We start from the raw sequence: 12,223 nt of genomic DNA on the forward strand, positions 1-12,223 counted from the left end.
GGACGCGGCATTCGTCACGGGCACACAGTGACGCTGCCACTGAGGGACAGCCAGCGGCGCACCAGCATCACGGCGACCACCGCCAGACCGGCGCAGAACCCCATCCAGATCCCCGAGCCGCCGAATCCGAGACCCCAGGCGGCGAGGATGCCGGCCGGAATGCCGACGATCCAGTAACCGAACAGAGCGATGGCCATGGGAATGCGCGTGTCCTGCATCCCCCTAAGGGCACCGAGCGCCACCGACTGGATGCCGTCCGCCATGGCGAAGAGCGCGGCGAAGCCGATGAAGGTGATCGCATAGGGGATCACCTCGGCATTGCCGGGAGCCTCCAGGTCGAGGAACAGCCCAATCAGCGGGCGCGGCAGCGTCACCTGCGCGAGGGCGCACGCGCTCATGAAGCCGAATCCGAGGAGGATCGCGATGGTGCCGGCCCGGCGCATGGCCATGCGGTCCCCCGCCCCGAAGGCACGCCCGACCCTCACCGTGGCCGCCTGGCCGATGCCGTTGGGCACCATGAAGCAGATCGCTGCGATCTGAATCGTCACCGCATGGGCCGCAAGCGGCGCCGTGCCGAACAGGCCCATGCCGAAGACGGCGGCCTCGAACAGGCTCGCCTCGGCCAGACCCGTCGCCGCCATGGGAAGGCCGAGGCGGAACATGGTCGCGAGGCGTGCGGCATTGGGGCGCCAGACACCGAGGAAGAGCCGTCGCCGGCGAAGGGACGGCGCCAGCATCATCACGCCGACGAGGGCGGCCAGGGACAGGAACGCGGCGAGCGTCGTGGCGAGGCCGACACCGACCATGCCGAGGCCGAGCAGCCCCGGCCCTTCGAAGGCGAGCCAGATCGCCAAGCCCACATTCACCGGCAGCGCCGCGAGGCTGATGGCAAGGGGCCAGCCGGGCCGCTCCAGGGCGGAGAGGCTGGCGCGCAGGGCCATGAAGGCGAGGGCCGGCCACATCGACCATTGCAGGGCGCGCATGTAGAGGCCGGCATCCTCGGCGAGCTTCTGCTGCTGCCCCATGGCCAGCAGGAGGGGCTCGGTGTGCCAGAGCGCGAGCATCACCGGGAGGACCGCGATGGTGACGGCCCAGAGACCGGCCCCCACGATGCGGCGCACATCGTGATCGGCGGAATCGTCACGGCCGACCGCGCCCGCGATCAGGGGCGAGACCGCCGAGGCGAAGCCGATCCCGCAGATGAACAGGATGAAGTAGAGGCTCGTCGCCAGGGCTCCGGCCGCGAGCGGCTCAGCCCCGAGACGACCGAGCAGAACAACGTCGGCGGTGACGAGGCCGTGCTGGGCGAGATTGGTCAGGATCAGAGGTGCGGCGAGAACCAGCGTCGCCCGCAACTCCGTGATCCAGGGACCGCGCGAGGGACGCCGCCGCTCAGCTGCCCCAGCCGAAACGTCGAGGGCGATCATTCCGCTGCATCCTCGTAGACGGTCGGCGAGACGTCACCGAGAAAGCCGCCGGACTGGCGCTCCCACAGGCGCGCGTAGAGTCCGCCGGTGCGGATCAGTTCCGCATGTGTCCCCTCCTCCACGATGCGCCCGGCGTCGATCACGATCAGCCGGTCGAGCGCTGCGATCGTGGAAAGCCGGTGGGCGATGGCGAGCACGGTCTTGCCCTGCATGAGCGTGTCGAGGCTGTCCTGGATCGCCGCCTCGACCTGGCTGTCGAGGGCGGATGTCGCTTCGTCGAGGATCAGGATCGGCGCGTTCTTCAGGATGACGCGGGCGATGGCGATGCGCTGGCGCTGACCGCCGGAGAGCTTCACGCCCCGCTCGCCGACCTGAGCGTCGTAGCCTGTCCGCCCCTTGTTATCCACGAGACCGGCAATGAACCCATCGGCCTCCGCCAGACGCGCTGCCCGCTGGATCTCCTCCAGCGTCGCGTCCGGTCTGCCATAGGCGATGTTGTCACGGATCGACCGGTGCAGGAGCGAGGTATCCTGCGTCACCATGGCGATCGCTCCGCGCAGCGATTCCTGCGTGACGCCGGCGATGTCCTGACCGTCGATGAGGATCCGGCCGTTCTGGATGTCGTGCAGCCGAAGCAGCAGCGCGGTCAGCGTGGTTTTGCCCGCGCCGCTGATTCCGACGAGGCCGACTTTCTCACCCGGGCGGATATGCAGGCTGAAATCCTGGATGACGGACGGTGTGCCGTCGCCGTAGCGGAAGCCGACCCGCTCGAAGCGGATATCGCCGCCGCTCACTGCGAGGGTCCGGGCGTCGGGCCGGTCGACGATCCCGTGAGGCCGCGAGATCGTCTGCATGCTCTCCTGGATCACGCCGACATTCTCGAAGATGCCGCGCACCGTCTGCATGACCCAGCCGGACATCGCCATCAGGCGCAGGACGAGGGCCAGGCCCGCCGCGGCCTCGCCGGTGGTCATGCCGCCCCGCCGCCACAGGACGAAGCAGGCCGTGGCGGTGGCGACGATGAGCGCGCTGTTGAGCAGGCCCAGCAGCGTCGTGGTGGTGGTGACGAGCCGGAACTGGTGGAGATGGGCGACCGTATGCACGTCGATGGCGTCGCGCACGGCCGCGCGCTCCTCGCGGTCGCGGGCGAAGAGCTTCACCGTGAGGATGTTGGTGTAGCTGTCGACGATCCGACCGATGAGGAGGGAGCGCGTATCGGCCGTCACGAGGGAGCGCGCACGGGCACGGGGCACGAACCACCAAGTCAGCACCGAATAGGCCGCGACCCAGACGACCACCGGCAGGGCCATCCAGAGGGAGATGGAGCCGAACAGGCCCACCGCCGTGACGGCGTAAATCGCCACGTAGAGCAGCGTATCGATGAAGACCACGGCCAGTTCGCGCACGGCCGGGCCGACCTGAACGACGCGGTTGGCGAGCCGGCCGGCGAAATCTGCCTGGAAGTACGAGAGCGAGTGACCGAGAGTGTAGAGATGCGTGCGCCAGCGGACCTGGTTGGTCGCCTGCGGCACGAGGAGCTGGTTCGACATCACCTCGTGCAGCCAGACTGTGAAGGGCCGCACCACGAGAAGCAGCACCGCCGCGAGAGCGATCTTGAAGCCGTGCTCCTCCAGCACCGTCGCGCGGTCGGCCGTGTTGAGGAGATCGATGAACCAGCCCATGAGCAGGTAGAGCGACGCTTCCACCGTTCCGGCCGCGATGGCCACGAGGAAGAGCAGCACCAGGGCAACCCGCATCGGCTTCAGGTAGAAGGCAGCGAAGCCCGTCACCGTCTTGGGAGGCATCCGGCCGTCTTCGAAGGACGCGAACGGGTCGATGCGGCGCTCGAGCCAATCGAGAAACATAATCTGGTCCGGTGTTGGAGACTTGCCTGAGGTAGTGGGCCTTGACGACGTGCCAACCGCGAGGCGATGCCGCAGACGCAATGCAGCCGCCCGGTCCGATGCTCCGTCTCGCCCTCTACCAGCCCGACATTCCCCAGAATACGGGGACGATCCTGCGGATGGCAGCGTGTCTCAACGTGGCCGTCGACATCATCGAGCCGGCAGGATTCGATGTGTCCGACCGGCATCTGCGCCGTTCGGGCCTCGATTATCTCGACCATGTGGCGATCACGAGGCATCGCTCCTGGGCGGCCTTCTCGCAGTGGCGGGAAGCGACCGGCACGAGGCTCGTCCTCGCCACGACCGCCGGCGCCCTCCCCTACACAGCCTTCGCCTTCCTCCCCGGCGACTGCATCCTGCTGGGTCGGGAATCGGCGGGCGTCCCCGCATCCGTCCACGAGGCGGCCGATGCCCGGATCGTCATTCCTATCCGCGAGGGCATGCGCTCGCTCAACATCGCCGTGGCGGCGGCGATGATCCTCGGCGAGGGGCTGAGACAGATCGGGTCGAGCGCGTGACATGATTTTGAACGGTGTGCAGTTCAGCACTTGAACGGCGTGCAAATATCGGCGAGACCATGAGTGTGAACAGCGTTCAAACGCCGGAGGCACACCATGCTCAAGTTGTTTCGGCTCCTCGCCCGCGGCGCCGCCGCCCGGGCCGAGGAAGAGGTGATCGATCGCCACGCCCTGCTCATCCTCGATCAGCAGATCCGGGAGACGCGCGTCTCCCTGGAGCGCAGCCGCCGGGCCCTCGCCGCCGCAATGGCGGGTGACAAGGCGGAAGGCCGGCGTTTCGCCGAGGTGGAAGCCCGCGCGGCAGATCTCGAAGAGCGCGCCCTGGCGGCCTTGGCGGCGGGACGCGAGGAGCTGGCGGCCGAGGCGGCGGAAGCCATCGCGGAGCTCGAAGCCGAACGCGACGCCATCGGTGATGCACGCCTGAGATTCGCCCGCGAGGTCGCCCGCATCCGCTCCGTCGTCGCCGACGCCACGCGCCGGCAGAGCGAGCTCGAACGCGGACGCCGCATCGCCGCCGCGGCGGAGGCGGCACGGCGCCTCGGCGTTCAGGCCAACCCGAGCGAGCGGGCGACACTCAAGGAAGCCGAGTCGACCTTGAGCCGACTGCGCGCCCTCCAGACCGAGGCCGCCGACACGGAAGCGGCGCTCGCCGAGACCGAGCCCGGCCTCTCCATCGCCGAACGGCTCGAGCGCGAAGGCTTCGGCGCCAGCACCCGCCCGAGCGGCGGCGCCGTCCTCGACCGCCTCCGGCGTAAGGTCGATGCGCGCGCCGCATGAAGGTTGATGCGACGCGGACTCGATGAGTCTGGGCAGGTCATGGGAGCATCAAGACATGGGAAACACCATTCTCCCATCCGCCACCTCATCCTGAGGCGCCGGAGCGCATCGGAGGCCTCGAAGAAGTCCTCCAGCAAGCTCGCTCTAACTGGAGGCCTCCTTCGAGGCTGCTTCGCAGCACCTCAGGATGAGGTCGAGGTGAGGAATAACCTTCAGAACCACCAAATCCGGGGCGATCGACATTCGAAAATATCGCCGATGACTTGAACAAAACTCACGCAACTCAGCACTCTCACATCGAGGACTACGACCATGACCATCAACAACGAGACCACTCAGCATTCCGGCGCCTGGGTCACCTTCACCTACGCGTCCTTCATCGGCTCCGCGGCCATGGTCGGCCTCGGCATCCTGTTCATGCCCATGGATATCTGGATCAAGGGCTACCTCGCCATGGGCACGATCATGCTGGTCCAGTCCTGCATCACCGCCACCAAAACGATCCGCGACGTCCATGAGGGCCGCCGCATGGTCAACCGGATCGAGGACGCCAAGACCGAGCGCCTGCTGATGTCGGTGGGCAAAGATTGAGCGGACCTTGATTGACGATGGACGGGAGGGATGGGACATCCCTCCCCCATGACGATGTCCGACACGACCCCGCCACCGCCCCCGGCCGCCGAACTCGCCCTCCTGAAGGACGAGGTCACCACCTGGTTCGCGAGCCTGCGCGACCGGATCTTGACGGAACTTGAAACGATCGAGGCGGAGGCCGAAGGGTCGTTCCATCCCGATGCCCCGGCCGAGGCCGGACGTTTCGTGAAGACGCCCTGGCAGCGCACGGACCATAGCGGCACGCCCGGCGGCGGCGGCACCATGGCGATGCTGCATGGCCGCGTGTTCGAGAAGGCCGGCGTCCATGTCTCGCAGGTCTTCGGCGAGTTCGCGCCGGAATTTCGCGCGCAGATGCCGGGCGCGGCGGAGGATCCGCGCTTCTACGCCACGGGCATCTCGCTCATCGTCCATCCCTGGAACCCGAACGTTCCGACCGTGCACATGAACACCCGCTTCGTCTCCACGACGAAGACGTGGTTCGGCGGCGGGGCCGACCTGACCCCCGTCCTCGACCGGCGTCGGACGCAGGACGATCCCGACACGCTGCGATTCCACGCGGCGATGAAGGCGGCCTGCGACGCCCATGCGCCGGCAGCGGATTACGACCGCTACAAGGCGTGGTGCGAGGAATACTTTTTCCTCAAACACCGCAACGAACCCCGCGGGATTGGCGGAATTTTCTACGATTATCATTGGACCGGCGATCCGAAGGCCGATCTCGCCTTCACCAAGGATGTCGGCCTCGCCTTCCTCGATGCCTATCCGGCCATCGTGCGCGCGAACCTCTCGACGCCCTGGACGGAGGAAGACCGGTTGGAGCAGCAGGTGCGGCGCGGGCGCTACGTGGAATTCAACCTCCTCTACGACCGGGGCACCATCTTCGGCCTGAAGACCGGCGGCAACGTCGCCTCGATCCTATCCTCGCTGCCGCCCACCGTGCGCTGGCCGTGAGCGACGATCTACCGACCCGCTACGCGCCGCAGCAGGACGCAGCGCTCAAAGCCATTGCCGAGTGGCGCAAGGCCGGCGGACCCCAGGTGTTCCGCCTGTTCGGCTATGCCGGCACCGGCAAGACCACCCTGGCCCGCCGCATCGCCGACGATGTCGAGGGCAACGTCGTCTTCGGCGCCTTCACGGGCAAGGCCGCCTCGGTGATGCGGTCGAAAGGCTGCCACGACGCCGCGACGATCCACAGCTTGATCTACCGCAGCAAGGAAACCGAGGAGGGCGGACCGGCCTTCACCATCAACCGCACCGGGCCGGTCTCGAAGGCGGAGCTCGTCGTCATCGACGAGTGCTCCATGGTCGATTCGGATCTCGGCAACGACCTCCTTTCCTTCGACAAGCCTGTCCTGGTCCTCGGCGACCCCGCCCAATTGCCCCCGGTGCGCGGCGGCGGGTTCTTCACCGAGGCCGAGCCCGATGTGATGCTCACCGACGTCCACCGGCAGGCCGCCGACGACCCGATCGTGCGCATGGCCATGACGATCCGGGAGGGCGGCCGGCTCAGCATCGGCGAATACGGCGAGAGCCGCGTCGTCTCGCGCCGCTCCCTCGACCCGTCGAGCGTGCTCGAATGCGATCAGGTCCTGGTCGGGATGAACAAGACGCGGCGGCTCTACAACAACCGCCTGCGGGAACTGGCCGGCCATACCGATCCGATGCCGGCGGTGGGCGAGAAGCTGGTCTGCCTGCGCAACGACCGCACCAAGGGCCTGCTCAACGGCTCGACCTGGACAGTCCATGCCCTTCGGGCCGCGCCCCGCGCCGACACGATCCGCCTCGATGTCGTGCCCGACGACGACCCGGCCCTGAGGCGGCGGCCCATCGACATCAAGGTGCTGCGGGCGGTGATGTCGGGCTCCGAGGAGGAGATCCCGGCCTTCCTCAAGCGCGAGACCGACGAGTTCACCTATGGCTACGCGCTGACCGTCCATAAGGCTCAGGGCTCGCAATGGGACAACGTCGTCCTGTTCGACGAATCCTTCGCCTTCCGCGAGCACCGGGCGCGCTGGCTCTATACCGGGCTGACCCGCGCCGCCCGCGCCATCACCGTCGTGGTGTGAGCGAGGGCGCCAACGTCTTGCCCGCGTCATCGTTCTCTGAGACAAAGCACGAGAACGAAGGGGGAACTCACATGGGCCTGACGGGACGGTGCCGCTGCGGAGCGATCCAGTACAGCGCCGAGGGCGAGCCGAGCCATAGCGCCCTGTGTCATTGCGCCGATTGCCGACACTCGTCGGGGGCTCCGGTGGTGGGCTTCGCCCTATTCCCAGCCGAGCGTGTGACGATCTCGGGTCACCCGACCGATTACGAATCCTCGCCGGGCGTCATCCGGCAGTTCTGCGGCACCTGCGGGACCAACCTGTTCTACCGCAACGAGGCGGTCTTCCCCGGCCAGGTCGACATCCATACCGCGACCCTGGACGATCCCGAGGCGCTGCCGCCCCAGGTCAGGATTCAGATCGCCGAGGCCGCCTCGTGGTTCGCTCGGTTCGAGACCCTACCGGCCTTCCAACGCTACCCGGAATAGCGCGCTACCGCTCCGGCGGAGGTTGGAGTCCGCGTTCCGAAAGACTACCTGACACCGGTCAGAACCAGACCGGAGTCAACCTTGTCCCATTCCGCATCCGGCGGCCCGCCGCAAATGCACGCCACCACGATCCTGATGGTCCGCAAGGGCGGCAAGGTGGTCATCGGCGGCGACGGGCAGGTCAGCCTCGGCCAGACCATCGTGAAGGGCAATGCCCGCAAGGTGCGCCGCCTCGCAAAGGGCGCCGTCATCGGCGGATTCGCCGGGGCGACGGCTGATGCCTTCACCCTGTTCGAGCGGCTCGAAGCCAAGCTCGATCAGTATCCGGGGCAACTGACCCGTGCCTGCGTCGAGCTCACCAAGGATTGGCGCACCGACCGCTACCTGCGCCGTCTCGAAGCGATGATGCTGGTGGCGGACAAGGATGTCAGCCTGCTTCTTTCCGGCGCCGGTGACGTGCTCGAGCCGGAAGGTGGCGTCATGGCGATCGGCTCGGGGGGGAATTACGCTCTGGCCGCTGCCCGCGCGTTGGAAGATGGCGAGCACGACGCCGAGGCGATCGTCCGGCGAGCACTCGGGATCGCTGCGGAAATCTGCGTCTACACCAACGGCAATCTCGTCATCGAGCAGCTGGAGATTTCTGCATCTTAATGCCAGTTTGAAGGCCGGATTAACTCAACCTTGTCGATATTCTCCTAGCGCTATCGTCTGACTGTTTCAGGAAGTTGGCCGAAGACAATGCGCATCCGGGCAAAAATTCTCGCTTTCGTAGGGATCTGCTCGATGGTGACGCTCGTCGTTGCCACGATCAGCATCCTGTCGCTGCAAGCGTTCAATACCGCCCTGACGGATGCGAAACTCGCGTCCCAGCGGGCGCTCGACGCTGCCAACCTCAACCAGATCGTGACCAGTGTCGTCGTCGAGTCTCGCGGCATCTATGCCGCGAAGGACACGCAGGACGCGAAGAAATACGAAGTCCGTCTCAAGAAGAACCTCGACGCCATGAACGCCTTGCTGAAAAGCTGGGCTCCACGCGTGCCGGCGAGCGAACGTGCGGCGTTCGACAAGATTCTGGCCGATGCCGGGAGCTTCACGATCCTGCGCAACGAGTTGGGGCGGCTCGGCACCGAAGTTTCGCCGAAGGCCGCGGCCGATCAGGGCTTCAACGAGGCCAATCGGGCCAACCGCCAGGCCTTCCAGGACAGCATCGACAAACTCGTCGGCACTGCCGCCGCGGAGGTCGAGGCGATCGATCGATCGACCGACTCCCTCTATGCGGAGCGTTTCCAGCTCCTGCTGTTCCTGGCCGTGGGCGGTACCCTCGGCGGCCTGCTGATCGGCGGTTTCGTGGGAAATCGCGAGATCGCCCGTCCCCTGGCCGGCGTCTCTCAGGCGATCCGCCGGCTGTCCGAAGGGGACTTGGCCTTGCCGGCGATGAAACCCCGGCGCGACGAGATCGGCGAGATCTGGACCAGCATGCAGGTCTTCTCGGCGACGATGAAAGAGGCGGCGGACCTCCGCGCCAGCCAGGACCAGTCCGCCGGAATCGCATCCCAGCGTCGCCGTGCCGAGAGAAACGAGCTCGCGGATCGCTTCCAGGGCAGCGTCGGAAATCTCGTGGAGACGCTGGCCGGCTCGGCCGCCGAGATGGAGCTCACCGCCCGTTCCATGGCGGCCAATGCCGACCAGACCAACCGGCAATCCACCGCGGTGATGAATGCGGCCAACGAGACGGCCATGAACGTTCAGGCCGTCGCTGCGGCCACCGAGGAACTCGCCGCCACCGCCAACGAGATCGGCGCACAGGTGTCCCAGACGTCTGCCGCCGCCGCCGGTGCGGTGGAGAGCGCGCGCCGGACGACGGAGCGTGTACGTGTCCTTGCCGACAGCGCATCCCGCATCGGCGACGTGGTCGCCCTGATCTCCGACATCGCCAGTCAGACGAATCTGCTCGCCCTGAACGCCACCATCGAGGCGGCCCGCGCCGGCGAGGCCGGTCGCGGCTTCGCGGTGGTCGCGGCCGAGGTGAAGGGGCTCGCCGCCCAGACTGCGAGGGCGACGGACGAGATCACCGCGCAGATCGCGACGATCCAGCAGGCCACCCGCGATACGGTGGGCGCCATCGAGGAGATCGGCTCCACCATCGGCAGCGTCCATACCATCGCGATAGGCGTCGCGGCGGCGGTGGAGCAGCAACAGGTGGCCACGCAGGAAATCGCCCGCAGCGTCAACGATGCCGCGCGCGGAACCCAGGCCGTCACCGAAACCATCGCGGATGTTCAGGTCGCGGCGGTTCAGACCGGAGCCGGCGCATCCCAGGTGCTGGCCGCCGCCGAGCATCTGACGCGCCAGTCAACGAGCCTCGGACACGAGGTCGATGGCTTCGTCGGCGGCATCCGGGCCGCCTGAGCGCCGTCCCGATGCATCTGGAAAGGAAGGCTGCCGACGCTTAGATCGGGACCGTGCACGATCTCGATCCCATGCCGACCCGCCCACATGGTTGCGCCTTCGGCTCGCATCATCCGCGCATCAGCGGGTGGCGCATCCTTGCGGATCGAAAGCGCGCCCTCCCCTCTTCTCGGGCAGCGCAGCTGCCGCATCCGACCGGAGCGTGATGACAACCTTCTCCCCCCGCGAAATCGTCTCCGAGCTCGATCGGTTCATCGTCGGCCAGCACGATGCCAAGCGCGCGGTGGCCATCGCCCTACGCAACCGCTGGCGCCGGCAGCAGCTCGTCGGTCCCCTGCGGGAGGAGGTGGCGCCCAAGAACATTCTGATGATCGGCCCCACGGGTTGCGGGAAGACCGAGATCGCCCGCCGGCTGGCCAAGCTCGCCGGCGCGCCGTTCCTCAAGATCGAGGCGACGAAGTTCACGGAGGTCGGCTATGTCGGCCGCGACGTGGAGCAGATCGTCCGCGACCTCGTGGAGGTGGGCATCGGCCTCAAGCGCGAGGAAAAGCGCCGCTCGGTGCAGGCGAAGGCCGAGGCGGCGGCGGAATCGCGCATCCTGGATGCCCTGGTCGGTCCGACTTCGGGCCAGGCCACCCGCGACAGTTTCCGCAAGAAGCTGAGGGCCAGCGAACTCGACGACAAGGAAGTCGAGATCGAATTGTCCGGCGGATCGCCCTCCGGCCTGCCGATGTTCGAGATCCCGGGGATGCCGGGCGCGTCCATGGGGGCGGTCAATCTCGGCGACATGCTCGGTAAGGCGTTGGGCGGCCAGAAGGGCAAGCCGAAGCGGATGACGGTGCGCGAGGCCTACGCTCCATTGCTGGCAGAGGAATCCGACAAGCTGGTCGATACGGAATCGCTGACGCAGGAAGCGATCCGCGAGGTCGAGAACAACGGCATCGTCTTCCTCGATGAGATCGACAAGATCTGCGCCAAGGAAGGCCGCTCGTCGGCCGACGTGTCCCGCGAGGGCGTGCAGCGCGATCTGCTGCCGCTGATCGAGGGAACCACGGTGGCGACGAAGCACGGTCCGGTGAAGACCGACCACATCCTGTTCATCGCCAGCGGCGCCTTCCACGTCTCGAAGCCGTCCGATCTCCTGCCGGAACTACAGGGCCGCCTACCGATCCGCGTCGAGTTGCAGCCCCTCACCGTGGAGGATTTCAAGCAGATCCTCACCACCACCGAGGCGAGCCTGCTGAAACAGACCGTGGCGCTGATGGCGACGGAAGGCGTGACCGTCGATTTCACCGACGATGCCGTGGACGCGCTCGCTCGGGTCGCCGTAGAGGTGAACAATTCGGTGGAGAATATCGGCGCCCGCCGCCTTCAGACCGTGCTGGAGCGGGTGATCGACGACATCTCCTTCACCGCCACAGACCGGTCCGGAGAGACCGTGGCGATCGATGCCGGCTATGTCCGCGAGCGCGTCGAAAGCCTCGCCGCGAACGCCGATCTCAGCCGGTTCATCCTGTGATCCGCCTCATCCTTTCCGGCCGGCGCGGATGAGTTCTCGGCCGATCGGCCGGCTCGGCTCGCTCTTCAACACGACAGAGGTCGTGACCGGACCGAACCGGCCGATCGCGTCGACGATCGCCGCGAGGTCACCCGGCGTGGGCACGATCGCCTTCAGAATGAAGCAATCTTCGCCGGTCACGCGGTGGACCTCGCAGATATGCGGCAGGGCGGCGAAATGGGTGAGGCAGGCCCGGATGTGTTCGTGGGCAGTCTTGAGCCGGATGATCGCCATCATCCCGAGCCCCAGCGCAGCATGGTCCAGCCGCGCGCCGTAGCCGGCGATGATACCGCTCTCCTCCAGTCGCTTCACCCGCTCCGACATGGCGGGTTGCGAGAGGCCGATGCGGCGGCCGAGTTCCGAGAGTGCGATCCTCCCGTCATTCTGCAGGATTTCGAGGATGGCGACATCCTTGTCGTCGAGATCGGCAGCCGGTCTTCCCACGCGCATCGAACCTTCAAATCATCGGCAGATACCGATCG

The 12,223-nt window shown here is 66.9% G+C and carries 12 protein-coding genes; 9 read left to right on the forward strand and 3 right to left on the reverse strand.

Annotation, left to right across the window (positions count from 1 at the left end):
* Window positions 1-14: 14 nt before the first annotated feature.
* Window positions 15-1,427 carry an MATE family efflux transporter gene (locus ASF26_RS15605; RefSeq protein ID WP_056255670.1) on the reverse strand — a complete coding sequence of 471 codons (1,413 nt, stop codon included), beginning with the start codon at window positions 1,425-1,427 and terminating at the stop codon, window positions 15-17.
* On the reverse strand, window positions 1,424-3,292 hold the full coding sequence (locus ASF26_RS15610; RefSeq protein WP_056255672.1) for an ABC transporter ATP-binding protein: 1,869 nt from the start codon (window positions 3,290-3,292) through the stop codon (window positions 1,424-1,426). The genes ASF26_RS15605 and ASF26_RS15610 overlap by 4 nt, the downstream gene beginning before the upstream one ends.
* Window positions 3,293-3,390: 98 nt before the next feature.
* On the opposite strand from ASF26_RS15610, the gene ASF26_RS15615 reads away from it, so the two are divergent.
* The 9 genes from ASF26_RS15615 (at window position 3,391) to hslU (ending at window position 11,702) form a co-directional block, all read left to right on the forward strand.
* A complete protein-coding gene (locus ASF26_RS15615; RefSeq protein ID WP_056255852.1) occupies window positions 3,391-3,849 on the forward strand; it encodes a tRNA (cytidine(34)-2'-O)-methyltransferase in 459 nt (152 codons plus the stop codon).
* Window positions 3,850-3,945: 96 nt separating this feature from the next.
* Window positions 3,946-4,626 carry a PspA/IM30 family protein gene (locus ASF26_RS15620; RefSeq protein WP_056255673.1) on the forward strand — a complete coding sequence of 227 codons (681 nt, stop codon included), beginning with the start codon at window positions 3,946-3,948 and terminating at the stop codon, window positions 4,624-4,626.
* Between the two features lie 312 nt (window positions 4,627-4,938).
* Window positions 4,939-5,217 carry a YiaA/YiaB family inner membrane protein gene (locus tag ASF26_RS15625; RefSeq protein WP_056255675.1) on the forward strand — a complete coding sequence of 93 codons (279 nt, stop codon included), beginning with the start codon at window positions 4,939-4,941 and terminating at the stop codon, window positions 5,215-5,217.
* Window positions 5,218-5,271: 54 nt separating this feature from the next.
* Window positions 5,272-6,192, forward strand: a complete 921-nt coding sequence (hemF, locus tag ASF26_RS15630; protein ID WP_200925948.1) for an oxygen-dependent coproporphyrinogen oxidase — start codon at window positions 5,272-5,274, stop codon at window positions 6,190-6,192.
* The gene (locus tag ASF26_RS15635; RefSeq protein WP_056255680.1) at window positions 6,189-7,307 is read left to right on the forward strand and encodes an AAA family ATPase; all 1,119 of its coding nucleotides are present in this window, start codon (window positions 6,189-6,191) and stop codon (window positions 7,305-7,307) included. Before hemF ends, ASF26_RS15635 begins: the two co-directional genes overlap by 4 nt.
* Window positions 7,308-7,378: 71 nt before the next feature.
* Entirely contained in the window at window positions 7,379-7,774 is a 396-nt protein-coding gene (locus ASF26_RS15640; RefSeq protein WP_056255683.1) for a GFA family protein, read from the forward strand.
* Window positions 7,775-7,888: 114 nt separating this feature from the next.
* The gene (gene hslV / locus ASF26_RS15645) at window positions 7,889-8,425 is read left to right on the forward strand and encodes an ATP-dependent protease subunit HslV (protein ID WP_056255685.1); all 537 of its coding nucleotides are present in this window, start codon (window positions 7,889-7,891) and stop codon (window positions 8,423-8,425) included.
* A gap of 132 nt (window positions 8,426-8,557) precedes the next feature.
* On the forward strand, window positions 8,558-10,183 hold the full coding sequence (locus tag ASF26_RS15650; RefSeq protein ID WP_244475948.1) for a HAMP domain-containing methyl-accepting chemotaxis protein: 1,626 nt from the start codon (window positions 8,558-8,560) through the stop codon (window positions 10,181-10,183).
* Between the two features lie 205 nt (window positions 10,184-10,388).
* Window positions 10,389-11,702, forward strand: a complete 1,314-nt coding sequence (gene hslU / locus ASF26_RS15655) for an ATP-dependent protease ATPase subunit HslU (protein WP_056255690.1) — start codon at window positions 10,389-10,391, stop codon at window positions 11,700-11,702.
* Between the two features lie 6 nt (window positions 11,703-11,708).
* Here the strand turns inward: hslU and ASF26_RS15660 are convergent, their stop codons facing one another.
* On the reverse strand, window positions 11,709-12,191 hold the full coding sequence (locus ASF26_RS15660) for an Lrp/AsnC family transcriptional regulator (RefSeq protein WP_056255692.1): 483 nt from the start codon (window positions 12,189-12,191) through the stop codon (window positions 11,709-11,711).
* Window positions 12,192-12,223: the final 32 nt, after the last annotated feature.

It is taken from the genome of Methylobacterium sp. Leaf93 (genome assembly GCF_001422345.1).
Classification (GTDB): Bacteria; Pseudomonadota; Alphaproteobacteria; order Rhizobiales; family Beijerinckiaceae; genus Methylobacterium; species Methylobacterium bullatum.

Coding starts and splice junctions, on each gene's coding strand:
- ASF26_RS15605 (WP_056255670.1), bottom strand. CDS start 1,427: ATGATCGCCCTCGACGTTTCGGCTGGGGCAGCTGAGCGGCGGCGTCCC.
- ASF26_RS15625 (WP_056255675.1), top strand. CDS start 4,939: ATGACCATCAACAACGAGACCACTCAGCATTCCGGCGCCTGGGTCACC.
- hemF (WP_200925948.1), top strand. CDS start 5,272: ATGTCCGACACGACCCCGCCACCGCCCCCGGCCGCCGAACTCGCCCTC.
- ASF26_RS15660 (WP_056255692.1), bottom strand. CDS start 12,191: ATGCGCGTGGGAAGACCGGCTGCCGATCTCGACGACAAGGATGTCGCC.
- hslV (WP_056255685.1), top strand. CDS start 7,889: ATGCACGCCACCACGATCCTGATGGTCCGCAAGGGCGGCAAGGTGGTC.
- ASF26_RS15620 (WP_056255673.1), top strand. CDS start 3,946: ATGCTCAAGTTGTTTCGGCTCCTCGCCCGCGGCGCCGCCGCCCGGGCC.
- ASF26_RS15640 (WP_056255683.1), top strand. CDS start 7,379: ATGGGCCTGACGGGACGGTGCCGCTGCGGAGCGATCCAGTACAGCGCC.
- ASF26_RS15615 (WP_056255852.1), top strand. CDS start 3,391: ATGCTCCGTCTCGCCCTCTACCAGCCCGACATTCCCCAGAATACGGGG.
- ASF26_RS15610 (WP_056255672.1), bottom strand. CDS start 3,292: ATGTTTCTCGATTGGCTCGAGCGCCGCATCGACCCGTTCGCGTCCTTC.
- hslU (WP_056255690.1), top strand. CDS start 10,389: ATGACAACCTTCTCCCCCCGCGAAATCGTCTCCGAGCTCGATCGGTTC.
- ASF26_RS15650 (WP_244475948.1), top strand. CDS start 8,558: ATGGTGACGCTCGTCGTTGCCACGATCAGCATCCTGTCGCTGCAAGCG.